Origin of the sequence: Companilactobacillus zhachilii (genome assembly GCF_003606365.2) — a bacterium.
Classification (GTDB): domain Bacteria; phylum Bacillota; class Bacilli; order Lactobacillales; family Lactobacillaceae; genus Companilactobacillus; species Companilactobacillus zhachilii.
In genome coordinates this window covers 2,518,849-2,545,302 of sequence record NZ_CP031933.2, presented here as the reverse complement: position 1 = coordinate 2,545,302, position 26,454 = coordinate 2,518,849, and the positions used below count along the sequence as shown (strand labels likewise).

The 26,454-nt window shown below is 37.2% G+C and carries 23 protein-coding genes, 1 tRNA gene and 1 pseudogene; 17 read left to right on the top strand and 8 right to left on the bottom strand.

The genetic code is table 11. The annotated features are described in order from the left end of the window. Nucleotides 1-40 precede the first annotated feature (40 nt). The 6 genes and pseudogenes from D1B17_RS11700 (at nucleotide 41) to D1B17_RS11675 (ending at nucleotide 6,635) form a co-directional block, all read left to right on the top strand. Complete coding sequence (locus D1B17_RS11700) at nucleotides 41-1,318, top strand: PTS sugar transporter subunit IIC (RefSeq protein WP_120141529.1); 1,278 nt, start codon at nucleotides 41-43, stop codon at nucleotides 1,316-1,318. A 268-nt stretch (nucleotides 1,319-1,586) separates the two neighbouring features. Further along, a pseudogene (locus tag D1B17_RS11695) lies at nucleotides 1,587-2,674 on the top strand (DUF871 domain-containing protein). Between the two features lie 6 nt (nucleotides 2,675-2,680). Continuing rightward, nucleotides 2,681-3,811 carry an amidohydrolase/deacetylase family metallohydrolase gene (locus tag D1B17_RS11690; RefSeq protein ID WP_120141533.1) on the top strand — a complete coding sequence of 377 codons (1,131 nt, stop codon included), beginning with the start codon at nucleotides 2,681-2,683 and terminating at the stop codon, nucleotides 3,809-3,811. Further along, on the top strand, nucleotides 3,798-4,895 hold the full coding sequence (locus tag D1B17_RS11685; protein WP_120141535.1) for a DgaE family pyridoxal phosphate-dependent ammonia lyase: 1,098 nt from the start codon (nucleotides 3,798-3,800) through the stop codon (nucleotides 4,893-4,895). The genes D1B17_RS11690 and D1B17_RS11685 overlap by 14 nt, the downstream gene beginning before the upstream one ends. Before the next feature lie 2 nt (nucleotides 4,896-4,897). Beyond that, a complete protein-coding gene (gene dagF / locus D1B17_RS11680; protein WP_120141537.1) occupies nucleotides 4,898-5,632 on the top strand; it encodes a 2-dehydro-3-deoxy-phosphogluconate aldolase in 735 nt (244 codons plus the stop codon). 10 nt (nucleotides 5,633-5,642) lie between these two features. Next, on the top strand, nucleotides 5,643-6,635 hold the full coding sequence (locus tag D1B17_RS11675) for a sugar kinase (RefSeq protein WP_120141539.1): 993 nt from the start codon (nucleotides 5,643-5,645) through the stop codon (nucleotides 6,633-6,635). 344 nt (nucleotides 6,636-6,979) lie between these two features. On the opposite strand, the gene D1B17_RS11670 is transcribed toward D1B17_RS11675, so the two are convergent. Beyond that, nucleotides 6,980-8,758, bottom strand: coding sequence for a glycerophosphoryl diester phosphodiesterase membrane domain-containing protein (locus D1B17_RS11670; protein ID WP_120141542.1), 1,779 nt, complete (start codon nucleotides 8,756-8,758; stop codon nucleotides 6,980-6,982). 320 nt (nucleotides 8,759-9,078) lie between these two features. Between D1B17_RS11670 and D1B17_RS11665 the strand changes: the two genes are divergently transcribed. Beyond that, nucleotides 9,079-9,429: an ASCH domain-containing protein gene (locus D1B17_RS11665; protein WP_137432131.1), complete on the top strand. Its 351-nt coding sequence runs from the start codon at nucleotides 9,079-9,081 to the stop codon at nucleotides 9,427-9,429. A 165-nt stretch (nucleotides 9,430-9,594) separates the two neighbouring features. Here the strand turns inward: D1B17_RS11665 and D1B17_RS11660 are convergent, their stop codons facing one another. From D1B17_RS11660 to D1B17_RS11645, 4 genes are all read right to left on the bottom strand, one after another. Beyond that, nucleotides 9,595-10,200, bottom strand: a complete 606-nt coding sequence (locus tag D1B17_RS11660) for a response regulator transcription factor (RefSeq protein ID WP_120141547.1) — start codon at nucleotides 10,198-10,200, stop codon at nucleotides 9,595-9,597. Nucleotide 10,201: 1 nt separating this feature from the next. After that, nucleotides 10,202-11,152: a sensor histidine kinase gene (locus D1B17_RS11655; RefSeq protein ID WP_166806683.1), complete on the bottom strand. Its 951-nt coding sequence runs from the start codon at nucleotides 11,150-11,152 to the stop codon at nucleotides 10,202-10,204. Between the two features lie 143 nt (nucleotides 11,153-11,295). After that, nucleotides 11,296-12,057, bottom strand: coding sequence for an ABC transporter permease (locus D1B17_RS11650; RefSeq protein WP_120141553.1), 762 nt, complete (start codon nucleotides 12,055-12,057; stop codon nucleotides 11,296-11,298). Next, a complete protein-coding gene (locus D1B17_RS11645; protein WP_120141555.1) occupies nucleotides 12,050-12,934 on the bottom strand; it encodes an ABC transporter ATP-binding protein in 885 nt (294 codons plus the stop codon). Before D1B17_RS11645 ends, D1B17_RS11650 begins: the two co-directional genes overlap by 8 nt. A gap of 364 nt (nucleotides 12,935-13,298) precedes the next feature. Here D1B17_RS11645 and D1B17_RS11640 point away from each other — a divergent pair, with 364 nt between their 5' ends. The 3 genes from D1B17_RS11640 to D1B17_RS11630 all read left to right on the top strand — a co-directional run bounded on the left by D1B17_RS11640 (nucleotide 13,299) and on the right by D1B17_RS11630 (nucleotide 16,768). Then, nucleotides 13,299-13,934, top strand: a complete 636-nt coding sequence (locus D1B17_RS11640; RefSeq protein WP_120141558.1) for a pentapeptide repeat-containing protein — start codon at nucleotides 13,299-13,301, stop codon at nucleotides 13,932-13,934. A 102-nt stretch (nucleotides 13,935-14,036) separates the two neighbouring features. Continuing rightward, nucleotides 14,037-14,408: a cupredoxin domain-containing protein gene (locus tag D1B17_RS11635; protein WP_120141560.1), complete on the top strand. Its 372-nt coding sequence runs from the start codon at nucleotides 14,037-14,039 to the stop codon at nucleotides 14,406-14,408. A gap of 434 nt (nucleotides 14,409-14,842) precedes the next feature. After that, nucleotides 14,843-16,768, top strand: a complete 1,926-nt coding sequence (locus D1B17_RS11630) for a copper-translocating P-type ATPase (RefSeq protein ID WP_120141563.1) — start codon at nucleotides 14,843-14,845, stop codon at nucleotides 16,766-16,768. A 97-nt stretch (nucleotides 16,769-16,865) separates the two neighbouring features. Here D1B17_RS11630 and D1B17_RS11625 read toward each other — a convergent pair whose 3' ends face one another. Beyond that, nucleotides 16,866-17,372: a GtrA family protein gene (locus D1B17_RS11625; protein ID WP_120141564.1), complete on the bottom strand. Its 507-nt coding sequence runs from the start codon at nucleotides 17,370-17,372 to the stop codon at nucleotides 16,866-16,868. Nucleotides 17,373-18,038: 666 nt separating this feature from the next. Between D1B17_RS11625 and mmuM the strand changes: the two genes are divergently transcribed. The 5 genes from mmuM (at nucleotide 18,039) to D1B17_RS11600 (ending at nucleotide 23,666) form a co-directional block, all read left to right on the top strand. Then, nucleotides 18,039-18,986 carry a homocysteine S-methyltransferase gene (gene mmuM / locus D1B17_RS11620; protein WP_120141565.1) on the top strand — a complete coding sequence of 316 codons (948 nt, stop codon included), beginning with the start codon at nucleotides 18,039-18,041 and terminating at the stop codon, nucleotides 18,984-18,986. 342 nt (nucleotides 18,987-19,328) lie between these two features. After that, complete coding sequence (locus tag D1B17_RS11615) at nucleotides 19,329-20,921, top strand: cation:proton antiporter (RefSeq protein ID WP_120141566.1); 1,593 nt, start codon at nucleotides 19,329-19,331, stop codon at nucleotides 20,919-20,921. Nucleotides 20,922-21,030: 109 nt separating this feature from the next. Further along, entirely contained in the window at nucleotides 21,031-21,786 is a 756-nt protein-coding gene (locus D1B17_RS11610; protein ID WP_120141567.1) for an SLAP domain-containing protein, read from the top strand. A 489-nt stretch (nucleotides 21,787-22,275) separates the two neighbouring features. Continuing rightward, complete coding sequence (locus tag D1B17_RS11605) at nucleotides 22,276-23,229, top strand: quinone oxidoreductase family protein (RefSeq protein WP_120141569.1); 954 nt, start codon at nucleotides 22,276-22,278, stop codon at nucleotides 23,227-23,229. Further along, nucleotides 23,229-23,666 (top strand): MarR family winged helix-turn-helix transcriptional regulator, encoded by a 438-nt coding sequence (locus D1B17_RS11600; protein ID WP_120141570.1) that lies wholly within the window; start codon nucleotides 23,229-23,231, stop codon nucleotides 23,664-23,666. Before D1B17_RS11605 ends, D1B17_RS11600 begins: the two co-directional genes overlap by 1 nt. A 10-nt stretch (nucleotides 23,667-23,676) precedes the next feature. On the opposite strand, the gene D1B17_RS11595 is transcribed toward D1B17_RS11600, so the two are convergent. After that, nucleotides 23,677-23,958 carry a DUF1905 domain-containing protein gene (locus D1B17_RS11595; protein ID WP_120141571.1) on the bottom strand — a complete coding sequence of 94 codons (282 nt, stop codon included), beginning with the start codon at nucleotides 23,956-23,958 and terminating at the stop codon, nucleotides 23,677-23,679. A 73-nt stretch (nucleotides 23,959-24,031) separates the two neighbouring features. On the opposite strand from D1B17_RS11595, the gene D1B17_RS11590 reads away from it, so the two are divergent. After that, nucleotides 24,032-24,604: a 5-formyltetrahydrofolate cyclo-ligase gene (locus D1B17_RS11590; protein WP_120144155.1), complete on the top strand. Its 573-nt coding sequence runs from the start codon at nucleotides 24,032-24,034 to the stop codon at nucleotides 24,602-24,604. 806 nt (nucleotides 24,605-25,410) lie between these two features. Here D1B17_RS11590 and D1B17_RS11585 read toward each other — a convergent pair. After that, nucleotides 25,411-25,483, bottom strand: a tRNA-Lys gene (locus D1B17_RS11585). 178 nt (nucleotides 25,484-25,661) lie between these two features. Here D1B17_RS11585 and yycF point away from each other — a divergent pair. Continuing rightward, complete coding sequence (gene yycF, locus D1B17_RS11580; RefSeq protein ID WP_120141572.1) at nucleotides 25,662-26,363, top strand: response regulator YycF; 702 nt, start codon at nucleotides 25,662-25,664, stop codon at nucleotides 26,361-26,363. Nucleotides 26,364-26,454 lie beyond the last annotated feature (91 nt).

Below are 26,454 nucleotides of genomic sequence, written 5' to 3'. Positions count from 1 at the left end.
TAATGTTATGATGATTTCGAAAAAAGGAGGGTACTACTACATGGATAATTTTATTAATTTTTTGAACGCCAAAATTTTGCCTGTTGCTAACAAAGTAGGAACGCAACGACATATGACGGCCATTAGAAAGGGAGTTATTTCAACTTTGCCACTGACCATCGTTGGTTCATTTTTCACTTTGATCAATAACCCCCCAATTCAAGCATGGGCTGATGCATTGTTGCCATATAAGGAAATTCTTGATGTGCCATTTCGTTATACCGTTGGTATTTTGGCCTTATACGCAACTTTTGGTATCGCATCGTCACTAGCTGAAAGTTACAAATTAGATAAATTAAGTAATGGAGTTTTAGCAGTTTTAGCTTTCTTCGTTTCCACAGCTGCACCAATTCGAGTTACTGAAGATGTCAAAGGTGTGATTGCTGCCGGGCGTTATATCGACATTGCCAATCTGAGTGCTTCATCGCTATTTGCTTCAATCATCTGCGGACTTTTATCCGTTGAAATATTCCGTTTCTTCAAGGAAAAAAATATCACTATCAAGATGCCTCAAGGGGTTCCACCAGAAGTTTCCAATTCATTTGTTGCCTTGATTCCGGCAGCGTTTATCTTAATCTTCTTCTGGTTTATCCGTTACGTTTTAAACTTCAACATTTCAACATTCTTGAGCATGATTTTGATGCCATTGAAGGGAATCTTAGTAGGTAACAGTCTTTTCGGTGGATTATTAACAATCTTCTTGATCACTGGTTTTTGGACATTAGGTATTCACGGGGCAGCTATTATGGCACCAATTACACGTCCATTCTGGGAAATGTCGATTGCTCAAAATATGAGTGAATTTGCTGGTGGGACTAGTGCGCATCAACTTTCAACTATTTTCACTGAACAGTTCCTACAATGGTTCCTTTGGATCGGTGGTGCCGGTGGTACTTTGGCCTTAGTTACATTGTTCATGTTCTCTAAGTCAGCTTACTTGAAAGATTTAGGAAAACTGGCTATCTTACCAGGACTCTTCAACATCAACGAACCAATTATTTTCGGTGCTCCGATTGTGATGAATCCAATTTTAGGTATTCCATTTATCGTGGCTCCATTAGTTACCGGAACCTTATCTTACTTCATGACTATCTGGGGTGTCGTTCCAATGATGATGGCTCGTTTACCATTCACTGTTCCAAGTCCACTGGGAGCCTTTAGTAGTACCAACTGGAGTATCGCCGCAATGATTTTAGTTTTTGTTAACTACTTAATCGATTTGGCGATTTACTATCCATTCTTCAAACTTTTTGAAAAACAACAATTAGAAAAGGAATAGGTGTCAAAATGTTTCTGCTATTTTTAGCTATTTATTTTATCGCCTGTCAAATTCTGGTCCAAAAAGGTTTTATTCCTAAATTTTTAAAAAATCTTCGAGCGGGAAAACTAATTTTAACATCGTTGTTGATTATTTTAATAACGGCGATTGTTAGTTTTTATCTAAAGTTTGCCGTAATTTTAGTTATCCTCAGCACAATCTATCTATCAATCGTAATTTCAAATTACTACATGAAAGAGTTCCAGAAAATGGAAAGAGGTAAAAAAATATGACCAAGAGGACGTTAGGTATTTCACTTTACCCAGATCACAGTGATGTGAATGAAGATAAGCGTTACCTGGTACTTGCTAGTCAATATGGATTCACCAGAATTTTTATGAGTATGTTAGAAGTTTCAGAGGGTAAAGAAAAAGTTGCCCAAAAGTTTACTGACTTAATTAAATTTGCTAAAGGTTAGGGTTTTCGACAACGTTAGATATTGCCCCTAATATCTTCGATCAACTGGGGATTTCTTATGATGATTTAGATTTTTTCAGTGAATTAGGTGCCGATGCGATTCGTTTAGATCAAGGTTTTGATGGTCAAAAAGAAGCTCTCTTATCCTTTAATCCCCAAGCTTTGAATATTGAATTAAATATGAGTAATGATGTGGCCTATCTTGATAATATTTTGAGTTATGCGGCCAATCGTCCCTTCATTTATGGTTGTCATAATTTTTATCCCCAACGAGGTACTGGGTTGCCACTTGATTTCTTTGTTAATTCTTCAATGCGTTTTAAAGAACAAGGAATTGAAACGGCAGCGTTCGTTACTTCACAGGCAGGTACGATGGGACCATGGGATATCAATGATGGATTACCAACTTTGGAAATGCATCGTGACCTACCACTCGATATTCAAGCGAAGCATCTTTTTGCAACAAACTTGATTGATTGTGTGATTATCGGGAATGCTTACGCTTCAGAAGATGAATTACGTCGTCTTGGCGATTTGAATCGTTACCAAATGGTCTTTGGCGTCAGTTTAGCTACGGAAATTACGCAATTAGAACGAGAAATTTTACTAGATAACCAACATGTTAGACGTGGTGATATTACTGATTTGGTTATTCGTTCAACGGAGGTTCGTAAGAAGTATAAAGCTGATGAGAATCCTGTTAATTCAGCTACTCACACCTTTAAACGTGGTGATGTAGTAATTGGTAATGACGAATTTGGTAAATATAAGAATGAATTGCAGATTGTTTTAGAAGACCATTCTGATTTGCGCAAAAATAAGGTCGCCGAAATTTCAGCAGATGAATTGTTCCTTTTGGATTACATTGGCCCATGGGATAAATTCCGTTTTAGGAGATGATTTCATTTGAATAGTCTCTACATTAAAAATGGGAAAGATATTAACGACCAGCCTTTAGAGTTGCTGATTGAAAATGGAAAAATTAGCCGTATCGCACCACAGTTGGAAAATATTGAAGCTGATTCAGTTATTAATTTGCAGGGCTTATCTTATGTTTCAGCTGGTTGGATTGATGATCATGTTCATTGTTATGAAAAACTATCGCTTTATTATGATGATCCGGATTTAGTTGGCTATCGTAACGGCGTTACAACCGTGATAGATGCTGGTTCGACTGGTGCTGACAATATTGGTGATTTTTATGACCTAACGCAAGAAAAGAAAACAAATATCTATGCGATGATCAATATATCGCGAACGGGTATTTTGGCTCAAGATGAACTGGGCGATATGGAGCAATTGCAGTTTGACCTGATGCAACAAGCGGTGAACGATTATCCAGATTTTATTATTGGTTTGAAAGCTCGAATCAGTAAGTCAGTCGTGGTTGATAATGGCATTAAACCGCTCGTTGTGGCTAAAGAATTTCAAAATAAACTGAAACCTAGATTACCATTGATGGTTCATGTCGGTACCAATCCGCCTGAATTATCGGAAATTATGGACTTATTAGAAGCAGGTGACATTATAACGCACTGCTTTAATGGTAAAACGAATGGTATTTTGACCGTTGACGGTGATATTAAACCGTTTGTGCAAAAGGGATTGACCAAGGGGATTATTTTTGATATCGGCCACGGAACTGAAAGTTTTAATTTCAAAACGGCGACAGTCGCAACCAATCAACAAATTTATCCCCAAAGTCTCAGTACAGATATTTATCACGGTAATCGCGAAAATGGTCCTGTTTATAATATGGCGACATGCATCGAAAAAATGCTGGTATTAGGTTTTGATATCAAACAAGTTTTACCAATGATTACCAGTGTACCAGCTAAGAATTATCACTTGGATACTAAGGGAACCTTAGCCCCGGGAATGGATGCTGATGTAACAATTTTTAATATCGAAAATAAGTCAAAAACTTTGGAAGACTCAGATGGAAATACTCGACAAACTAACATTGTGATTGAACCAATTTACAGTGTGGTGGGTGGGGAAGCTTACTTGATTGGAGATAAAAATGGATCTTTATGAGAAATATAATCTAAAACATGTCATCAACGCCGATGGAAAAATGACCATTTTGGGTGTTTCTAAAGTGTCTGATGAAGTCGTTGAAGCTCAAAAGCAAGGTGCTCAAAACTTTTTTGAGATGAGTGATTTATTAATTCAAACCGGGAAATATTTGGCTAAATTGGTTGATAGTGAGGATGCTTTAGTTGTTAACTCAGCTTCTGCAGGGATTGCTGAAACATTGGCAGGTGTAATTGGACAAGGCAGTCGCTACCACGTTTACCACCCATATACTGAACGAATTACTAAGCGCGATGTTATTTTACCAATGGGCCACGATGTTGATTATGGGACACCGGTGGAAGTGATGATGAATGTAGCCGGAGCAAGGATGGTTCCAGCCGGCTATGCCAACATGTGTACTCCAGAACATATCGAAATGCAGATTACTGAACAAACTGCCGCTATTTTATATATTAAGAGTCACCACACAGTTCAAAAGAGTATGTTAACTATTCCTGAAGCAATTGAAGTAGCCCATCGTCACAATTTACCGTTGATTTTGGATGCCGCAGCTGAAGAAGATTTGGTTAAGTATTTAGAAATGGATGCCGACGTAGTGATTTACAGTGGTGCTAAAGCTATTGAGGGTCCAGCATCAGGTGTGATTTTTGGAAAAGAGAAATATATCCGTTGGGCACGCATGCAAGGCGCTGGTATTGGTCGAGCAATGAAGATCGGTAAGGAAAATATTCTTGGGTTAACGGCTGCCATTGCCAAGTATCTTAAAGAAGGTTCAGAAGCCGGTTCAGCCATGAAACAACGGTTAGAACCTTTTGTTAGCAATTTGGCAGGGGTCCCTAATTTGAAAGTTAGAGTCGTTCAAGATGCTGCTGGTCGGCAAATTTTTCGAGCTGAAGTCACACCAACAGGTAAACTTTCAGCTAAAGAAATTTGTAATCAATTACGTAACGGTGACATAGCGATATATGCCCGTGAATATCGAGTTAATGAAGGAATTATCGAATTTGATATTAGAGCTGTAAATGATGTTGAAATGTATCAAATTGTTTCTAGACTAAAAGAAATTATTGAAGGAGAATAAACATGAATTTACTACCCAACTATTTACCAAATGGAATTTGCTTGAATGTTTTGGCAAATTCAGTTCAAAACGCTATCGATTGTTACGATGCGGCTGAAGGTCACGTGGTACTAGGCGTGTTAACTAAAAATTATCCAAGTGATGAAGCGGCTATTGAAGATATGAGAAAATATCAAGCTGAAATTGATAATGCTGTTTCAGTCGGCTTGGGTGCAGGTGATCCTAATCAAAGTAGTATGGTAGTTCGCGTTTCCAAAGCGATTCAACCACAACATGTTAATCAAGTTTTCACAGGCGTTGGTGCTTCAAGAGAAGCCTTGGGCCAATCAAAAACGATCATCAATGGCCTTGTTTCACCAACTGGCCGTGTCGGTTTTGTTAACTTAGCAACTGGACCATTGAGTAGTCAAACACCCGCAACAGAAGTAGCAATCGAAACGGCTATTGCTTTATTGAAAGATATGGGTGGTTCTTCAATCAAGTTTTTCCCAATGAAGGGTCTAGCACATATTGATGAATATAAAGAAGTTGCCCGTGCTTGTGCAGCCAATGATTTCGACCTTGAGCCAACCGGTGGCATTGACTTAGAAAACTTTGAAGAAATCGTTCAAATTGCCGTTGATGCCGGTGTTAAACGAATTATTCCGCACGTTTACAGTTCAATTATTGATAAGGCGACTGGCGATACTAGACCAGAAGATGTCGCTAAACTATATGAGATCATCAAGAAATTTTAGAGGTTAGTATATGAATATATTAGCTTTTGGCGAAGTTATGATGCGTTTGACCGTCGAAGAAAAGATGATGCTTGAACAAAATGACCATCTGATGATGTCAACTGTTGGAACAGGCGTCAATTTATTGAGTAGTTTGTCCCATTTCGGATATGACACGACCTTATTGACGGTTTTGCCCGATAATCCATTAGGGAAAAAAGCCGCTGCTGATGTACGGAAATTGGGTATTTCTGACAAAAATATTATTTATAAAGGGAAGAGCTTGGGCAGTTTCTTTGTCGAATTGGGGCAAGGTGCCAGACCACAGCGTGTGACCTATCAAGATCGTTTATCTAGTTCCTTTTGTCAGATGCCTGCCGATGATTATGATTTTGAACGAGCTTTAGTTGGAGTCGATATCGTTCATATTTGTGGAATTGCTCTGAGTTTGAATCGTCAAACAAGAACAGCCGCTTTAAAACTGGCCCAAGTTGCCCATGAGCGTCATAAAACGGTCTGCTTTGATTTCAATTATCGAATGAGTCTCAATGAAGATAATAATCATGAAACGATGAAGAAACGTTATCAAAAAATCTTACCTTTCGTTGATGTAGCTTTTGGAAGTCAACGCGATTTAACTGATTTACTTGATTATCAAGTTAAAGATGAAACTGAATTGTATCAAAAATTCTGTCGGGATTATCAAATTAATTTCTTCGCAGGGAGTCAACGTAGCTTTCAAGATGGTAAGAAATACTTTGCTGGTTTCTTATTTCATCATGATAAAATTTACCGATCAGCTGCTAAAGAATTAACTATTCTTGATCGAATCGGTAGTGGAGATGCCTTTGCCAGTGGTGTTTTAACAGGATTGATTGAAAAATGGGCTTTTGAAGATATTCTGGAGTTTGCGATTGCTAATTCGATTTTGGCACAGGCTGCAATGAACGATGCTCCTATTTTTAGTAAAGCTGACGTTTTCAATTATGTTGATACAGAGGGGCGCAATGATTTAATTAGGTAGTGCCTGCCGCCTCCAGTAACCAGAAAATTAGGTTGCTGTGGGGACCGATTGGAGCCAAAGTGCGGTCTCCAATCTCGATTTTGAACTTCGCAAAGTACGCGAATTTCAAAAGTCGTCCCGTGGTGTAATGGCTGAAGCTATAACGCCACCTTCACGGCAACCTAATTTTCTGGTTCCTTCCGGCTAGAGTATCTTTTATTTTTATGTTTATTGAACCAAGAATAAAGTCTCGTTGCTTTATGGTTAATAACTTAGATATATTTAGCAAATTGGTACTGACAGAATCGAAAAAAACTAGATATTTTCCTGGGTAAATTATCCAGAAAAATATCTAGTTTTTTGTCTTATTCAAATGGATCTTGCATCTGTGAGATATATGCGGTGATTCGTTTAGTATAACTGGTGTTATTGAATAAATTATCATTTTCCGTTTGTAATTCACTCAAATTGTCTGTTATAACGCCGTCCGCACCTATGAAAATCATCCGATCCATTGATTCCTCATCGTTAGCCGTCCATGCAAAGACTTTCTTTTGTTGCAAGTGGGCATTTTCGATGAACGACTGATTCAAAGTCGTGTATTCCATGGTAAAGGCATTAGCGTTGGTGAATGGAACCCCGAAGAGATTGAACGGTAAAATATAACTTGTCGTGATTTTTGGCATTAAGTTTTTGGTTTCTTCGATATAACTGTAGCTTAATGAATGAACCATATCTTTATTCTTCAACAGTTGTTTTTGATACTTTTTAGCAAAGAGTTTTACAAAATCTTTTTTATTACCAGGGACGGATTTTAACTCGACTAAAAGCTTTTGATTCAAACGAGTAGCAGTAGCGAGATAATCATCAAAGCTGGCAATATAAGTTGTTTTACCATTCTCATGAATCTGAGTTTGTTTTAGCTCATTTAGAGTCATCTGACTAGGCCGTTTATTGATTCCAGCCAGTCCTTTTAGAGTGTTATCGTGGAAAACAACAAATTGATGGTCCTTTGTCTCTTGGACATCCATTTCAATATAGTCCGGCTTTTCCTTGGCCGTTGCTTCTAGTGATTGGATAGTGTTTTGAACGCCATTTCCATCATCAACACCACGATGGGAAATAGTGACAGGCGGTGTCAAGAGCAAGTCGTTGAAGTAAAGCGTATCGTAACCAACAAAGGAAACAATGACAGCAGTACCTAAAATTCCCCAGAACCATTTGTGACTACGATGATTTTTTCTAGGGTAGAAATAATGTGTGTGCGTGTGACTTAGTAAAATTAAGACTGAAATAGCTGAAGCATATAAACTGACACAATAATTTAGCAATTGAATGATTGTCAGATTAACGACAGCCATAGGAAAGTCAATTGCTTTTAGGAAAGATACATTGTCGATTATAGCCTGAAGTCCGATAAAGATACTGGTAGAAACCATGACAAAAATAGTTATGGCTCCAATTAAAATTAAGAACATTCCTAGATAATAAAGGATTTTCCCACGAGTCATCTGCCAACTGCGAATGATAGCATCTTTAATATCTTTATTTTCAAAGATCATAAGTGGCAAAACGAAAAGCCAACGCAGCCCAATGTAGAAAATAATGATATATAAAATAACTAATAGTATTCCTAAAGGTAGATGTTCTTGGAAAAGCCAATCAATAATAAATTGCGGAATTTTGACTTTGCTTAAGAGACTTGAAGACATCCCAAAACTACCAAAAGGTGTAATAATTAAAAAGTATAATAAAAAGAATCCGAATGCCTTGAATGGCAAGCCAAAGAGATTTTTACTAACACTTTTGAGATAATCCCACCAACTCAGACTGGCATTAGATTTGATGGCCTGAAAACTGACCAACATTAATGTGAATTGAGCGAAGACTAACAGTAGTAAAATGAGCAATACTAAAATTAGTCCCAAAACGACCAGTGGTTTGTGCATAATTAAATTCATGGCGTTGCTATAAGAAATATAGTTAACATTTCCTAGATAGTTAATACCATTTGCCATAAAATTTAAAACTGGTACTAAAATGAAGTTAATAATCAGTTGAATTAAAATAATAATTTGACCGTATTTCCAGAAGTTTTTCCAGAAATTGCGGTTTTGTTTACGAAATTCGGTCCATGACCCCATATTTATATCCCCTCTGTTTCTACTATATAATACATAATTATTAGAATTTAGGAAGATGTAAATTTTTATTTTTAAATATGCCGTCTCCAGAACCGAGAAAACTTGACTAGCTGTGCGGACCGCCTGGAGCCAAGGTCTACAGACTCGATTTTGAACTTCGCAAAATGCGCGAATTTCAAAATACGCCCGGTGGAGTAAGAGCTAAAGCTCTAACTCCACTTTCACTGCTAGTCAAGTTTTCTCGGTTCTTCCGACTAGTTTTTGGACTGATACTAATAAGGACTATATATAGCAGGTAGAGGTTAATCGGAAAGAAAAGAGTGAAAGATATTATGGATATGCATCTAAATCATCAACCATTCATGGCAATAAAGAATGGAACTAAGACAATTGAAGTTAGGCTGAATGATGAAAAGCGTTCACAGTTAAAGGTTGGTGACAAAATTCAGTTTACCGACTTGGCAACTGGAGAAAGTTTAATTACTGAAATATTAGGGCTTGAGCAATTTCCAACGTTTAAAAAACTATTTACCAAATATGCTGGTACGGTGATTGGTAGTCCTGAGAATGAGTCTATTGATGAACTTGATAAGGAAAACCAAGAGATTTATTCTCGAAAAATGGAACGACAATATGGAGCTTTGGCAATAAAGATTAGATTAATAAAGTAAAAATGATTTTGGGACAAAACTATTATTATCTTTAAACATGCAGCATAAACGCGAAACAAAACATAAATTTTTCCACTTAAAACCAAAAGCGCCAGCAATCCAAAATCGGATTACTGGCGCCTTTCGCATTACTGCTCGAAAGCTGAACATGTTTTGTTCCACTCGTTATATCCATTTATTCTTCTCAGCAACATTCAAAGCTTCAATTCGTGAAGAAGTTCCGGTCTTACTAAGAATAGAAGAAATATAATTTCTAACGGTTCCTTCTGACAAAAAGACTGCTTTAGCAATCTCCTTACTACTTTTTCCGGTTTTAATTTCTCTTAGAACATCTAACTCGCGCTTTGTTAAGGGATTTTGTTCAGCCGAGATAATGGTTGAAACTAATTCTGGCGAGAAGATAGTTTTCCCATCTAAGACTTCATGGATTGCTTTGACCAATTGATCAGTTGGATTATCTTTCAACAGATATCCATTAACCTTCGCTGCCACTGCTTGGGCAAAATATTCTGCATTGGCAAAGGTTGTTAAAATAATGACTTTAATAGGTAGTTTCAATAAATGAATTTGTTGGGCTACGTCCAATCCGGATAGATCAGGCATTTCGATGTCGAGAATAGCCACGTCGGGATTTTTGGTGATAATAGATGCTAAAGCAGTTTCACCATTGGTAGCGGTGCCGATAACCTCGAGGTCATCTTCCAAACCGAGTAAAGTTGCTAAGGCTGTGTTCAAAAGTTTTTGATCTTCTGCCAGAAATATTGTTGTCATTTTACTTGTCCTTTTGAATCTTAGTTTTTAAAACGATACCTTGATTAGATTCGATGGCAATAGTGCCATTAATGCTAGCTAGTCGTTGGGCCATGCCGGTTATACCAAAGGAGTCTTTTTGACCTTGTTGATATCCAACACCATCATCTTTAATAGATAGGTAGTAATTTTCATCATCCTCATCAAAGTCAAAAGTGGCAATATGTGCTTGGCTGTACCGAATAATATTAGTCGAGGCCTCTTTAATAATGGCGGCTAAAGCAGTTTGAATGGGGATTGGCCAGTTAACTGAAATTTTTTCGTTATGCGAACTTTGCATGATATTAACCAAATGTAAATTGCGTTCTTCTTCTATCATGGCTTCAGCAATTGATTTCTGATTCAAATCACTGACGATTTTTCGAACCATGGCGAGGTTTTCTCTTGATGCGGCGGCGATATCTTTAATTTCTTGTCGTGCTTGATTAGGATTTTTATCAATTAATTTATTGGCCAATTCAGCTTTCAGAGTAATCAGTGAGAAAGATTGACCAAGATTATCATGTAGATCTTTGGCAATTCGTTCACGTTCTTGTTGTTTAATAATAGTTTCCAAACGCTTATTGTTTTGCTTTAAACTATATAAACGCCGATAGCTGTTGCCTAGTGAGCGAGCCGCAAAGGGAGATCCAATAGCGAAAAACATCGTGATAATAATTCCGAAGAGTTGATATTGCTCAAAATTGTAGATTGAATCGCCGATGATACAAAAGACACTGAAAACTAGATAGAGGGCCGTATATTTGTAAAATTGACTCTTTTTGAATGGCAATGAACCAATCTCCCAAGCCGTATAAATAAAGAGGGTTCCCAAGCCATATTGGTAGACTAGATAGGTCGTTATAAGTAATTGACCGGTTATTTGAATTGGTAGCCAGCGATTTATTACATAGCCATCACGGTATAATTTCAAAAAAATCAATAATAACGAAAATAAAATCCAGTGAAACTTATATTTAATTAAAGTTTCACTGGATAATACTATCAAAGAGAATACCCAAAAGTAGGGGATAATACCGAATCTTTTAGGAAATAAAATATGTTTTTCCAAAAATTTCATGCGAAGGTCAACTCCCGATTTTTCTGATACTTCATCACTAGTAAGGTTCCCACACTAAGAACGAGGAACCAAATTGTAATGCCTATAATTGACGAATTGTCTATTGCTTTACTATTGAGGAGTGCTTTATCAATTTTTGATAATTGGAAAGTGGGGGTTAATTTACCAATACTTTGAACCCAGGTAGGCATGGCACTCATAGGCATCCAGAGCCCACTGAGGATTGCCAAAGGAAAGGTGACCAGATTATTTAGTAAGTTCACGGTTGCGGGATTGCCTGATAGAGAAATAAGAATCCCGATAAGAATAAGCGGAATAGTGCCAATAAGTGTTGCTAGGATGATGAAAGACCAAGTTTTGATTGGCAATGATAAATGGTTAATGAAGATTCCAGTGATACAAATACCGACAGCGGCAATTAAATTTAATAGTAGAAAAATTATCACACGTGACAAATAATATTTCCATCTAGGTAAAGGCGTTAAGCGTGAGAGTGTATCAAAATGACTGGTCTGATCTTCTAGTAAGGTATTAGCAACGGTGATTGTGGAACCTAATAGGCAACCGTAAATAATCATGCTGATAAGATAGTTTAATTGCCAGATTTTCAACTCAGCTTGGTTAGCGTTGCCGACAAATATTTTAGAGTATAAAACATAGAAGAAAATTGGCAGAACAACATCAAAGAAAAAGAAACGCTTGTTGCGGAGAATAATACGTTTAAAGTTTATTTGAACTTGATAAATAAAGCTACTCATGTGGAACACCTTCTTTATTAAAATTGATAAATAGTGAATCGAGTGAATTTTGTTTCACCTGCAAGTTTGTAATGGCAGTTAAATAAGGGGTTATTTCGTGGATCAATGATTCAGCATCCTTCGTTGTGAGTTGATAATGTTGTCCGATATGTTCAAGAACAATAACTTCTGGCAATTTTTGGAAAAGTTCAGGTGTCAATTGACTATCAAATTCAATTAGTTTTTCTCCTTCTAAATTACGTAAATCAGCAAGGGTACCGTCAAAACTAATAGATTTATTTTGTAAAATCATAATTCGGTCAGCAACGGTCTCTAGTTCTTCTAAATAGTGACTTGTTACGAAGATTGTTTTATGTTGGTCTTTCATAGTCATGATATCTTGCCAAAATTTAGTCCGGCTTTGACTATCCATCCCCGCGGTTGGTTCATCGAGAAATAATAAATCGGGATTGCCGGCAATTGCTAGGGCAAATGATAATCGTCGCTTTTGCCCACCAGATAATTTGGGCATCTCGGAATTCTCTAAATCCTTTAAGTCAGCCAGTTTAATTAAAGTTTCGTAAGGTAGTGGATGTTGGTAATAACTTTGCGTTAGTTTTAAGATTTCTTTCACGGTGATTCGAGTGATGGAAATATTTTGTTGCATCATGACACCGATATGTTCATGGAAGTTCTTTTGAGAATCTAAAATACTGACAGTACCAGAATTCGCAGAAACCAAGTTAAGCAAGATGTTGATCAAAGTTGATTTTCCGGCACCATTTTCACCAATTAAGGCGACGATTTGATGGTTGGGGATGTCGAAACTAATATCGTGTAAGATTTCTTTTTTGCCATAGCTTTTGTTTAAATGATTAACACTAATTAATGAAGTCATGATTTTTGGCCTCCTTTATTTAAGAAACAACGTAAGTTTAATTTTTTTGGTTATTAATAGGTAGTGGGAGATGTCATAAGTTAATATGACATTTGTCATGGCCGCCTCCAGGAGTAAGAAAGTTAGGTCGCTATGGGGACCTAACTTTCTTACTCCTTCCGGCTAGTTTATTCGTTGTTTCGGATAGAATTTTTAATTTGAATATCTCATCGAACGATGCTAATGATTGTATTTAACAAACCGTTTCAGCTTTTTAGTAATTTTGGATATTAAAACATTTATGTGGTGAAAATATTTCTTCCAATTTATTGAAATGAAATATCTGTTATGATGCTTTACAGATAAGCAATTAAGGAGTGAAAATATGTATCATCCTAAAATCAATGAAGATTATTTAGAGTCAGCATCATTTTTCGACATTTTTAATGAGGAAGATTACTTTTTGACGGGTAGAAGTATTGAAGGTGAGTTTGTTGAAGAACAGATTATTCGTCATCCCATTATTGAACAGACGATTTTTGAACATGTGACGTTCAGTCAGTGTGATTTTGATAAATTGGAGTTAACGGATGTTATTTTTAAGGGTTGTGATTTATCTAATTGTTTATTAACTGAAGCTAGTTTGTATCGTGTAGAGTTTCATAACTGCAAGATGATTGGGGTTAATTTTGATAAGTCGTACTTTAATAATGTGGTTTTTGATAATTGTCTGCTAGATTTGGCGAATATCAATCAAGCAAATTTTAAAGAATCTAATTTTCAATCTAGTAGTTTAAAAGATGTTAGTTTTAGTGATAATAAATTGAAGCAAGTCTTGTTTGACGATTGTGAGTTGAATAAGATGTCGATTTTGAATACTAAATTAAAGGGGATTGATTTTAGCACTTGTCGTTTTGAAACAATAGATATTGAAGAGTTAGGAATTAAGGGTTTGAAAGTGAATTCTGAGCAAGCAAGCTTTTTGGCACGATATTTTCTTGGTATCAAGGTATCTTCTTGATAAGATATCTTTTTTTATTCTCTTCCGGTTGACAAATGTAAACTTAAACGATAGTATAGTGAACGTAGATTACAAATGTAAACAAGAAATGAGGATAACAATATGACAAGAATTATTGTTTTAATTGCAGGATTAGCCGTTATTGGTTTTATTTTTTGGTGGTTCTTCGGTAAACATGAAGTTGCCAGTGCCACGGCTGATGTGTCAGGTAATAATCAAAGTGTTGACGTTGAAGTTAACGGTGGCTATTCACCAGAAGTAGTTACTTTAAAGAAAGGTGTACCAGCCACATTGAATTTTACAAGAAAAGATGCTTCTAGTTGTTTGGACCGAGTAGTCTTTTCAGATTTTGGTATTAATAAGGAACTACCACAAAATGAAAAACAAGCAATTGAAATTGATACAAGTAAAGCTGGCGAGTATCAATGGGCTTGTGGAATGGATATGTTTCATGGAAAAGTAATCGTTAAATAGGTTGCCGTCTCCGGAGCTGAGAAAATAGTCAATGGCTGTGCGGACCGGCTCGAGCCAAGGTCTCGAACCTCGGTTTTAAGACTTGCAAGTTCGGCAAGTCTTAAAACACGCCCGGTGGTGTAAGTGCTAAAGCACTAACGCCACTTTCACAGCCATTGACTATTTTCTCAGCTCCTCCGACTAATTGGTTGGATAGGGAATTTTTTCATTATAGATAGGTTCTATTTAAATACTTTTGATTAAAATTAAGAGTTCCAAAGTAGGCTTTAAGTGCTGGTATGATTGCTATTTAGAATATTAAGAATGGTAATCACTGCATCAAGTTTCCAACATACTATCTATAAAAAACAACGAATACACTAGCCGGAAGGACCAAAATTTCTTGATCCTGGAGGCGGCATCATTAAATTAAGCAGTTGAGGGGGAATTTTGGTATGACTATCACAAAACGTTTTTGGATTTCATTGATTTTTTCTATTCCAATGTTGATTGGAATGATCTTGATGCCTTTTGGAATTATGGTTCCAGGTAGTGAGTGGATTCAGTTTGTTTTAACAACTGTTGTGATGGGTGTGGCGGCTCGTCCGTTTGTTCAGAGTGCTTGGGCGTCATTTAAGAAGCATCACTCAAATATGGATACTTTGGTAGCGATTGGGACTGCTACGGCTTATATTTATAGTATTTATGCAATGTTCACGCACCAAGCGGTCTTTTTCGAAAGTGCTGCTTTTGTTATCACGTTTGTTTTGTTAGGACAAGTTTTTGAAGAAAGAATGCGTAACAATGCTTCCAACGCAATTGAGAAGTTGGTTGATCTGCAGGCCAAAGATGCCGAGGTTATGCGTGATGGTAAGTTGGTTCAAGTGCCATTGTCAGAAATCGTGGCTGGAGATATTATTCGAGTTAAACCGGGTCAAAAGATTGCTGTGGATGGTGTGATTACTGAAGGTAGCTCGACGGTTGATGAATCAATGGTGACTGGTGAAAGTATGCCGGTTGCTAAAAATATCGGTGACAAAGTTATCGGTTCGACGATGAATAGTAACGGAACTTTTATGTTTAAAGCTGAGAAGGTCGGTTCTGATACTATGCTTTCGCAAATTGTGGAATTAGTTAAGAAAGCACAAAATAGTCATGCGCCAATTCAAAATTTAACCGATAAAGTATCGGAGATTTTTGTACCAGTTGTTTTAAGTTTGTCGATTTTAACATTCTTAGTTTGGTATGTTTTCCTTGGCGCTACCTTAGCTAGTGCTTTGATTTACGCGGTATCAGTAGTAGTTATTGCCTGTCCATGTGCGTTAGGCTTGGCTACTCCAACTGCCTTGATGGTAGGAACTGGTCGAGGTGCTAAAATGGGTATCTTGATCAAGAATGGTGAAGTTTTGGAAGAAGTTAACGATGTTAAAACAGTTGTCTTTGATAAAACTGGTACTATCACTAAAGGTAAGCCAGAAGTAACTGATATCGTCGGTGATGACAAGCAAGTTTTGGCAATTGCGGCTGCTTTGGAAGAGTCATCAGAGCATCCTTTGGCTACAGCTATTTTAGATAGGGCCAAAACTGATGAGATTCCCGCTGCCACAGTTTCAAATTTCCAAGCGATTGAAGGTAAAGGTGTTTCTGCCACAATCAATAATCAACAAGCCTTCGTTGGAAATGATAAGTTATTGAATGATATTAAAATTGCTTCCGAATTGAGAGATCAAATGATTCGTCTACAAGATGAAGCTAAAACGGTTGTCTTTGTCGGCTTGAATCGTGAGATTATCGGTTTGATTGCCATTCAAGATGCTCCAAAGGAAACTTCCAAAGAGGCCATTGCCACATTGAAATCACGTGGTTTGAGAACTGTTATGTTAACTGGTGATAATGAGCGTGTTGCTAATGCCATTGCCCAAGATGTTGGGATTGATGAAGTTATCGCTAATGTTTTGCCAGGTGATAAAGCAGATCACGTGGAAACACTACAAAAGCAAGGTAAAGTGGCCTTTGTTGGTGATGGTATCAATGATGCTCCAGCGTTAACAATGGCTGACGTCGGGATTGCCATGGGTTCAGGAACTGATATTGCAATCGAATCCGGTGGGATTGTCTTGATGAAGAATGACCTTCGTGATGTTGCCAAAGCTTTGGAATTGAGTAGAAAGACGTTTAATCGTATCAAGCTCAACTTGTTCTGGGCTTTCGTTTACAATGTGTTAGGTATTCCAGTAGCTGCTGGTTTATTCTTTGCCATTGGATTTACACTCAGTCCAGAATTAGCAGGCCTAGCGATGGCGTTTAGTTCATTGTCAGTTGTGACAAGTTCAGTATTGTTGAACAAAGCTAAGATTTCTGGAGATGTCAAAACAGCATAAATATGGAAATTAGTATTCCGATTAAAAATAGAACCGCAATCCGATGTTGGATTGCGGTTCTATTTAGTCAATACTCACAAATTGAATGTTTTTTTCCTTAGTGTTTATTTTTGAAAATAAAGAATTTTGATAAAACATAGTTACCAATAATAGCTAAAATTTGTCCGACAATTTTCGAGCCAGTTCCGTTGGCGCTAAGTAAGGAAATTCCAACCCAAAGTGTCGCTGTTTCAATTAAGAAAGTTAAAATTCTTGTACCATAGAAAGCCAACATTTCTTTAAAGGCGGTATTGGATTTGTGACGGAAAACAATGATTCGATCAACCCAGAAGCCGACTTGTACACCGAGGAACCAAGCGACGATATTAGCGAATTGATAATTTAAATGCAATGTGTGGTACAGCAGGAAGAATGTCCCAAAATTTACGATGACTGAAAGTAATCCCCAAAGTAAATAGCGAACAGCTTCTTTACCGGTGCTGTCTTTGATTACTGGCGTTTCTTCAGAATTAAAAACAGTTCCAGCATCATTAATACCCTCTGAAACATCATCAATGACTTTTGTTAATGGACTTTCTTCGTTAAGATCTGTTTTTTTGTTCATAATAATCTCTCCCAATTTTGGTGCCTATACTCTATATATTAAACCTTTTTGTTGAGTGAAGAACAAATCATGTGATTTAAGCTGCCTTCCGCCTCTGGGTGCAAGAAATATTGGCGCTGTGGGGACCGGTTCGAGCCAAAATACGGTCTCGCACCTCGATTTTGAACTTCGCAAAGTACGCGAATTTCAAAATTCGTCCCGTGGTGTAAGTGCTAAAGCACTAACACCACCTTCACTGCTGCCAACATTTCTTGCACCCAGAGGCTAGTGTATTAGTGACTTTTAATGTGGAGTAGTTAAAGTTTAAATGATTTGTAGCTAAATATGCCACCTCCAAGGGCAAGAAATTAGGTCGCTATGGGGACCGACAAAAGCCAAGGTCTTTTGTCTCGATTTTGAACCTCGCAAAAGACGCGAGTTTCAAAAGTCGTCCCGTGGTGTAAGCACTAAAGTGCTAACGCCACCTGCACAGCGACCTAATTTCTTGCCCTTTCCGGCTAGTTCAATGGTCGATTTTATAACCAAAGTTGAGAAGGTAGCCAATAAAAAAATTGACTAGCTTCATATGGATGAATAGAATCTAGTACTTCCATGGAAATAAGTTTAAAAAAATAATTTGTGTGATAGACTACATCATAATAGATATCAAGTTTTGGGGGTTGGCAGATGGGTGATTTAATTGCGGCAGATTTGAAGAATCGTAAGGGCTTAGTTATTGATGGAGCTATGGCAACGGAATTAGAAAAACGCGGCGTTGATACTGGGAGTGATCTTTGGTCAGCTGCGGCTTTAATTGATCATCCGCAAGCAATTGTGGACGTTCATAAGCATTATTTTGAAAACGGAGCTGATGTTGCTACAACGAATACTTATCAAGCTAATGTTTCTAAATTCATGGAATTGGGACGGACTAGGGCTGAAAGTGAGTCCTTGATTGTGAAGGCTGTTCATTTGGCCCAAATAGCTCGAGATGAATATTTCGATAGCCTGACTGATGAACAAAGAAAGCATCGTGTGCCACGACCTCTAATTGCCGGAAGCGTTGGTCCTTATGGAGCATACTTGGCTGATGGCAGTGAATATCGTGGTGATTATGATTTAACGGAAACTGAATATCAAGATTTTCACTACGCTCGGATGAAGTTATTAGATCAAGCTGGAGTTGATTTGTTTGCTTTTGAAACACAACCGAATTTTGACGAAGCCAATGCTCTAGTAGATTTATTAATGGAGAAATTTCCGCAACAACATGCTTGGTTATCCTTTAGCGTCAAAGATGAAGATACATTGTGTGACGGAACTTCATTGGCGGAAGCAATTAAATATTTCAATGGTGCTGAACAGGTTTCAGCAATTGGGGTTAACTGTACGACTTTGGAAAATATTCAAGAAATTATCCGCAATGTTAAGCAAGTCACTGACAAACCAATCATTGTTTATCCTAATAATGGCGATATTTATGATCCGGAGACTAAAACTTGGCACGCTAATTCACAGGCAGATACGTTCAAGGATTTAGTGCCAACTTGGCTGGCAGAAGGAGCTCAATTAGTTGGTGGTTGTTGTCGAACCACACCAAAAGATATAAAAGAAATAAGTGATTTTATTAATTAAATATTCCAATACCATATATAGTGTTTTGACGAGAGATAAATACCATATGTTCCATGTGAAACAAATTGATGCCAAAAGAACTATGTTCCAGATTTTTTGAAGCTTTTTTCGAGTTAGTTTAGCTACTGTCTCGATAGATGAGAAATATTGGCGTTTCAGCGCTTATACCACGAGATGAATTTTGAATCTCGTGCTTTTTTTGGTCTAAAATTGTGATTTGAGAACTTTGGGTTCAGAGAGACGGCATACTTAATTAGCAACAGATGCCAAATGGCTAGGAAACAGTATCTAGTACAATAATGTGCTATATTTATTGTGATTAAACATGAGGGGGCCAATACTATGAGCCTAATGGTTTCGACCTTTATTTTGATTTTGGCTGCTGTGGTGAGTATTTTTGTATCACAGGTTTTTTCCAAAGTCTCAGTGAACTATATCAGTATGATTATTGGGGCAGGATTGTTTCTCATTCCTAGCTTGGGTAGTCACGTTGAAAATTTTGATTCAGATATCTTTATCGGCATGATTGTTGCGCCATTGTTATTTTTTGAAGGACAAGCGACACGTCTTAATTCAGTGGGTAAGGAGATAAAACATATCGTCCAGACTGCTGTTTCACTAGTTATTTTATGTTTAGTTTTTGTTGGCTTTGGTGTTCATATTGCGGCTGGAGTCAGTTTACCTTTGGCTTTTATTTTGGCAGCGATTAGTACACCAACTGATGCTACGGCAATGGAGTCGGTTACGAATGGACTGCAAATGCCTAAAACTGAAGGAACTTTTTTGAAAATGGAGTCCTTATTTAATGATGCTTCTGGAATCATTTTGTTGAATATGGGAACCTTGTGGTATCTCAATGGCTATATTAATTATCAAGAAACCATCGTTGATTTCTTTATTTCAGCAGTCGGCGGTGTATTAGTTGGTTTTGCCTTTGCTTGGGTGATGGTTTTGTTCCGGCAGACGTTAGTTCGGACATCGTTTAATTCATTAAATTCACAGATTTTATTGTATGTAATTGAGCCGTTTATTTTATATTACTTAGCGGAAGAAATTCATATTTCAGGTATCATTGCCGTCGTCTGTGCGGGATTAGTTTCTAACGCTGAAGCACAACGAAGTCGTCTAACCAATTCTTTGCAAGTGCATTTAGGTGACGATATTCAAAGTATGATCACAGAAATTTTTAACGGGGTTGTTTTCGTTATTTTAGGATTCATGTTTACGAAAATTATTGTTGATGAAAATATCTCGGTTAATTCGTTAACTTGGCTTGGTATCGGGGTTCTCTTATACGTTATTAATGTTTTAACGAGATACGTTTACGGTCGGATACGATTAAAATTTAATAATTTGTCTGGTTGGATTTTCTCACTCGGGGGAGTCCATGGTGCGGTTACGTTAGCTTTGGCATATACTTTGGCTGAATATCATGTAAAAAGTAGTGATTTCAATTTAGTTTTAATGTCAGAAAGTGTTTTGATTATTTTAAGTTTAATTGTTCCAACGATTGTTTTCCGCTTTATTTTGCCGCATGAAGCAACGGATGATGAGATTATTAAAAAGATGACTGAGATACGTGTTAATATGGTTCACCAGGCATTAGATACAGTCAATAAGATGTATTTGCCAGATAATGTTAAGAACTCAGTTATCTTTGATCTGATGGCTCAAAAGCAACGAACTAGAACGCGTGATTTCGTCAAAGAATGGGTCAAAGTTGTAAAACATTCAGAGTTTACGGGTGACGAAAAGGAATTAGAAATGCGTGCCTTTATGAATGCTTTAGGACAAGAGCGACAATATTTAGATATGATTTCGCAAAGTGAAGTTGAGTATCAAGATTATATTTTTGAACTTTACAATGAAGTTTTGATGGCAGAATCATTAGTTATTGGACCAACAGTTTCACTAGCGAAGGATGAAGTTGAATAGCTGTACTAATTGACTAGCGCTGATTAACGCTGGTCTTTTTTTTACTTGCTAAAATATGAGTCGATAACGGGAAGCGTTATTAGATTTGAAAATTTAAGAAGATGAGATTATGAAGAAATTAGTAAAAGGTTTATTGTTTTCTTCATTATTAGCAATAGGTGCTGATGGTGCTTTAGTTGCTAATCCTTTAACTGCGAAGGCTGATTATAATAATTATTATGGATATACCGAAGTCGGCAATTCAGTTGTAAAGGTTCGAGATACCGGCGCTAGAATTTACAATGCTTATGGACAATCCACCGGTCGCTTTTTGCCTATGGGTTCGGAATGGAAAACTAATCTTGAAAATACTTTGAGTGACGGTTCTTACTATTGTATTGGTGTCAATGAGTTTGTTAAATCGTCTGATGTTGAGTATACCGTTGACAGTGGTTTGAAGAATAATTATGGTACAGAGTCAGCCGGAAATTATGATGGTGTTGCTGTTACTACTTTGGATGGCGCTGCAGTTTATGATGCCGCTGGTCAACCGATTGGCAGAACTTTACCTGATGGTTCTTTATGGAAAATCGATCAAATAAATAATATTGCCAATGGAACCTATTATCGTGTCGGTAGCGATGAGTATGTGAGTGCGATTGATGTTCGAGTATATGAAAATACTGTTGTGTTCCCGATCAGTCGAGTTATTACAACTAGAGCTGGTCAACCGGCACAACTTTACAATGATAATAATCAACCAATAACTGATCGTGCTTTGGGGCCTAATACGAAATGGTATACAGATGAGTATTGCCTAATTGGTGGTTCAGGCTATTTCCGTGTTGCTACGGATGAGTATGTTTCAATGGTTGATGTTGTTTGATATTGCCGCCTACAAGAGCAAGAAATTTTGGTCGCTATGGGGACCGGTTGGAGCCAAGGTCTCCAACCTCGATTTTGAACCTCACATAGACCGTGAGTTTCAAAAGTCGTCCCGTGGTGTAATGGCTAAAGCCATAACGCCACCTTCACAGCGACCAAAATTTCTTGCTCTTTCCGGCTAGTTTATTTTTTGTTTTTGGGTTAATAGTGAATAATTTTAAGTATTACTATGTCATTGATAGCTAGGGGTATCGGATATGAAATATGATTTATTCCCTTAAAATAAATGACTCCAGCAATCCAAAATCGGATTACTGGAGTCATTTGCTTTAATGTTCGAAAAATGAGGGTATTTTGCCACGCCCTGTGTACTTTTTAAATTCCTATGAAAAATTAGTTGCATTATGCACATAATGGTGCTAATTTGGAAAGGTGCAAAATGCACATAACAAATTAAAAAAATGAATTTTAAAAAAGAGGTAATTATTATATGAAAGCAGCGATTGTAGAACAACGAGGAATTGAACCAGTTTATGGTGATTTTGAAGCTCCTAAGGAAAGTGAAGGGAATGTTATTGTTGATGTCACCGCATCGGCTTTAAGTAATCTGACTAAGATGCGTGCTATGGGGCGGCATTATTCGGCTAGTCAAATTTTTCCAAATGTTGCTGGGACTGATGGTGTTGGAACTGTTAATGGAAAGCGAGTTTATTTTTTAGCAACTAATGCTCCTTATGGAACGTTGGCGGAAAAGACTTTGGTTAATCAAAAGTTAATCATACCTTTGCCTGATGGGATTGATGATGTCACGGCGGCAGCTATTGCTAATCCGGGGATGTCATCATGGGCTGCTCTAGTTAGTCGGGCTCATTTTGAAGCTGGACAAACGGTTTTGATTAATGGGGCGACAGGAACCGCGGGTAGTTTGGCAGTTAAAATTGCCTATCACTTAGGTGCTAAGAAGGTTATTGTGACTGGTCGTAATGCTGAAAAGTTGAGTAAATTGGGCGCTGATAAAGCTATTGCTTTTGATATGACAGCGACCGATGGGGCTAATCAATTTACTTCCAATCTAGCTGATACATTTGAAGCTGGAGTTGATGTGGTCCTCGATTATTTGTGGGGCGATAGTGCGTTGGCAATCATGACAGCAGTTGCAAATTTTGGTGGCCATAATGTAACACGCTTTGTTAGTATCGGGGCTTCGGCAGGTCAAGCTGATATTGCTTTACCATCTGCGGTCTTGCGTTCTTCAGCTATTGAAATTTTGGGTAGTGGTGTCAAAAGTGCAACGATGTCTGATTTAATGTCAGCTATCGATGGTGTCTTTCAATGGGCAGCCAAGAAAAATATCCAAATGAAAACGAATAACTTTTCGCTATCAGAAATTGAAAAAGCATGGAAGGCACCGCTATCACCACGTGCGGTCGTAACGGTGAAATAATGGAGAACGAGTTAATCCAAGCTTTAGTAACGATTGTTTCGTTCTTTAATCGGACTGATCGAGACAAAGCCTTCATTAAAGACGCTGGAGTGAATTTGGAAACAACTTCTTTTCAATTATTTGTAACCATTGGTCGAATGCAACCAACCAATGTTAGCGACCTAGCCAATATCTTAGGTAAAAGCCATTCCAGCGTTAGTCGTCAAATTGATAAGTTGGAACAAAAAGGGTTAGTTACAACTAAAGATGCTGAAGTAGATGCTCGAATTCGTTCGATTCAATTGTCGAAATCGGGTGAACAATTAAAACAAATTTTAGATGCAACGAGAGTCAACAATATCAGTATGGCCCTGACTAGCTGGACTGACGCTGAAAAACAATCATTACTCGTTAACTTGAAACATTTAGCAGCGACTTTAAACAACTTTGAAAAGTAAAAATACCTCTTTAACGTTCAGTAATAGTAACTTCAACAGTGTCACCGATATTTTTCTTTAACTCTTGGCGAATTGATTTGAGAATTCCTAAAATATAACAAATGCTGCCATCAGTATGTTTTACACCCATGTTAACGATTGAACCGTCATAAGGAATGCCGTCAAAAGTAGCGTGAACTTTGACTCGTCCCTTGCCGAATTCTTGTTTAATATCATAAGGAAATTCAACGAAAGCACCGCCTTTGCCAACTTCAGAGGCTTTAATTTGGGCTGTAAACTTGTAAGTTTTCATTTTTGACCTCGCAAAAAATATTTTAATTAAGCATATCAGTTTTAAGTTGCTGATGATTAACTGTAAACTATTAATGTTAAATAATGGCTTGGAGGGTGAGCTTATCGATAAAAAAGATTTACGTAAACAACAAATTAAACAATTACAAAAGAATCAATTAAAGACACGTACTGAAGGGGTAGAATTACTCAAAAAGTTGCAAGAAACTCCAGAATGGAAAAATGCTAAGACTATTGCTACTACAGTTAGCGCACCATTCGAAGTTCCAACAACTCCAATTATTGAGGCTGCTCAAGCAGAGGGAAAACAAGTTTATTTGCCAAAGACAATGCCACATCGCCAAATGGCTTTTCTACCATTTACTAGTAGTGAAGATTTGGTACGCAGTGATTTTGGAATTCCCGAACCCGTTTATGATGAAAATTTAGTTAATCAGGAACCTGATTTAGTGATTGTTCCGGGATTAGCATTTGCTGAAGATTCTAATTACCGCGTAGGTTTTGGTGGTGGTTATTATGACCGCTTTTTAGCTAAATATTCTGGCAAAACAGTTGCATTAGTCCCATCAACAATGCATTTTGAAAGTGCTGATTGGGAAATTAAAGAACATGATATTAAGATTCAACGTTTGATTTTAGTGGATTAGAGAGCTATTTTTAAGGCACTTTAGTTACTCTTGGACAACAAAAAGAGGGATGCAAAACATCTCCCAGATAGCCTATTTAAAACGATAGATTAAATAAATTTAAATGTTAGTAGATCGATTAACTTGTCAAAGTAATCAACGGTCTACTTTTTTTATGTTCTGATAAGTACATAAAAAAAAGTTGGTTCTTTCTTAAATTTGGTTAGTTGCCGTCTCTGGGTGCAAGAAATGTTGGCGCTGTGGGGACCGACGAAAGCCAAGGTCTTTCGTCTCGATTTTGAACTTCGCAAAGTACGCGAATTTCAAAACTCGTCCCGTGGTGTAAGCACTAAAGTGCTAACGCCACCTCCACTGCTGCCAACATTTCTTGCACCCAGAGACTAATATATTCGTTGTTTTTTATACGGTATAACTAATTGATTCGATAAAAGGTTACACATTATTTGAAATTGAATATGAGTAAAAGGCTAGATACTTTTTCTGGATTGTACAAAAAACATATCTAGCCTTTTATATTCGATTTTATAACCAAAATTGAGAAAGAACTCATAAGTTAATACCGTCGCTATTTTCGAGCTTGATAACTAAAGTTTTGAAGATTCAAATAGTTGTCTTTAACAATCCAATGATGTTAGTATAGTTGTCTGCAAATAAAGAAGACTACCAATCTTATGACTGATAGTCTTTGCCACCCCTAGCAGTAAAATATATTTGTGATAAGCTAGTTGTTAAATTAGATTAAATAAAAACACTAAAAAACCGATCATGATTTTCATCATAATCGGCTTAAGCGAGAATCGCATTTATGGGTGGTCGGGGGATCGAACCCCGGACCCACGGATTAAGAGTCCGTTGCTCTGCCAGCTGAGCTAACCACCCATGTGTCTTGCGTTGATTGCTTATCTCTCTCAACCAACGAGATATATCATACCATAAGCTCCAAATTTATGACAAGCTTTTTTTTAAAAAAAATAAAAAAAAGTTAAGCTCAATTTATGGTGGTTTTGTTTTAATAACTAATAACTTGTATAATATTCACGTCAAGGAGATAAATTATATGGCTAAAAAAATTCTAGTAGTAGATGATGAAAAACCAATTTCCGATATTGTTAAATATAATTTGGAAAATGAAGGCTACGAAGTCATAACTGCTTTTGATGGACAAGAAGCTTTAGATAAAGTGGATGAGGATGATCCAGACTTAATTTTACTTGATTTAATGCTTCCGGTTATTGACGGTCTTGAAGTAGCGAGAACTATCAGAAAAACTAAAGATACTCCAATTATTATGTTAACGGCTAAAGATACCGAAATTGATAAGGTTATTGGCCTAGAACTTGGGGCAGATGATTATGTCACTAAGCCATTCTCAAACCGAGAATTAGTGGCTCGTGTTAAAGCTCGTTTAAGAACGCAAACACATGCACATAGTGAGGACACTAAAACTAGTGAAATTAAAATTGGTGATTTAACCATTCTCCCCGATGCATATACAGTTACAAAGAATGGTAAGGAAATTGAATTAACTCATCGTGAGTTCGAATTGTTGCACTATTTGGCACAACACATCGGACAAGTAATGAAACGTGAACACTTGCTTCAAACAGTTTGGGGCTACGATTATTTTGGTGACGTAAGAACAGTTGACGTTACAGTCAGACGATTACGTGAAAAAATCGAAAATAATCCTAGTCAACCAGAATGGCTAATGACACGACGTGGTGTTGGCTATTATCTAAGAGATCCAGACGGCGAGTAGTTTAGAGTTATTCATCATTGAAGATAAATTAAAAAGAGCTCTCAGCCACCGCTGAGAGCTCTTTTTCTCTGAAGAATGAAAGATAATGTGC

Excerpts from the sequence above, each read along its gene's own strand:
- D1B17_RS11700 (WP_120141529.1), top strand. The coding sequence starts at position 41 with ATGGATAATTTTATTAATTTTTTGAACGCCAAAATTTTGCCTGTTGCT.
- D1B17_RS11685 (WP_120141535.1), top strand. The coding sequence starts at position 3,798 with ATGGATCTTTATGAGAAATATAATCTAAAACATGTCATCAACGCCGAT.
- dagF (WP_120141537.1), top strand. The coding sequence starts at position 4,898 with ATGAATTTACTACCCAACTATTTACCAAATGGAATTTGCTTGAATGTT.
- D1B17_RS11675 (WP_120141539.1), top strand. The coding sequence starts at position 5,643 with ATGAATATATTAGCTTTTGGCGAAGTTATGATGCGTTTGACCGTCGAA.
- D1B17_RS11670 (WP_120141542.1), bottom strand. The coding sequence starts at position 8,758 with ATGGGGTCATGGACCGAATTTCGTAAACAAAACCGCAATTTCTGGAAA.
- D1B17_RS11660 (WP_120141547.1), bottom strand. The coding sequence starts at position 10,200 with ATGACAACAATATTTCTGGCAGAAGATCAAAAACTTTTGAACACAGCC.
- D1B17_RS11650 (WP_120141553.1), bottom strand. The coding sequence starts at position 12,057 with ATGAGTAGCTTTATTTATCAAGTTCAAATAAACTTTAAACGTATTATT.
- D1B17_RS11645 (WP_120141555.1), bottom strand. The coding sequence starts at position 12,934 with ATGACTTCATTAATTAGTGTTAATCATTTAAACAAAAGCTATGGCAAA.
- D1B17_RS11640 (WP_120141558.1), top strand. The coding sequence starts at position 13,299 with ATGTATCATCCTAAAATCAATGAAGATTATTTAGAGTCAGCATCATTT.
- D1B17_RS11635 (WP_120141560.1), top strand. The coding sequence starts at position 14,037 with ATGACAAGAATTATTGTTTTAATTGCAGGATTAGCCGTTATTGGTTTT.
- D1B17_RS11630 (WP_120141563.1), top strand. The coding sequence starts at position 14,843 with ATGACTATCACAAAACGTTTTTGGATTTCATTGATTTTTTCTATTCCA.
- D1B17_RS11625 (WP_120141564.1), bottom strand. The coding sequence starts at position 17,372 with ATGAACAAAAAAACAGATCTTAACGAAGAAAGTCCATTAACAAAAGTC.
- mmuM (WP_120141565.1), top strand. The coding sequence starts at position 18,039 with ATGGGTGATTTAATTGCGGCAGATTTGAAGAATCGTAAGGGCTTAGTT.
- D1B17_RS11615 (WP_120141566.1), top strand. The coding sequence starts at position 19,329 with ATGAGCCTAATGGTTTCGACCTTTATTTTGATTTTGGCTGCTGTGGTG.
- D1B17_RS11610 (WP_120141567.1), top strand. The coding sequence starts at position 21,031 with ATGAAGAAATTAGTAAAAGGTTTATTGTTTTCTTCATTATTAGCAATA.
- D1B17_RS11605 (WP_120141569.1), top strand. The coding sequence starts at position 22,276 with ATGAAAGCAGCGATTGTAGAACAACGAGGAATTGAACCAGTTTATGGT.
- D1B17_RS11600 (WP_120141570.1), top strand. The coding sequence starts at position 23,229 with ATGGAGAACGAGTTAATCCAAGCTTTAGTAACGATTGTTTCGTTCTTT.
- D1B17_RS11595 (WP_120141571.1), bottom strand. The coding sequence starts at position 23,958 with ATGAAAACTTACAAGTTTACAGCCCAAATTAAAGCCTCTGAAGTTGGC.
- D1B17_RS11590 (WP_120144155.1), top strand. The coding sequence starts at position 24,032 with ATGTTAAATAATGGCTTGGAGGGTGAGCTTATCGATAAAAAAGATTTA.
- yycF (WP_120141572.1), top strand. The coding sequence starts at position 25,662 with ATGGCTAAAAAAATTCTAGTAGTAGATGATGAAAAACCAATTTCCGAT.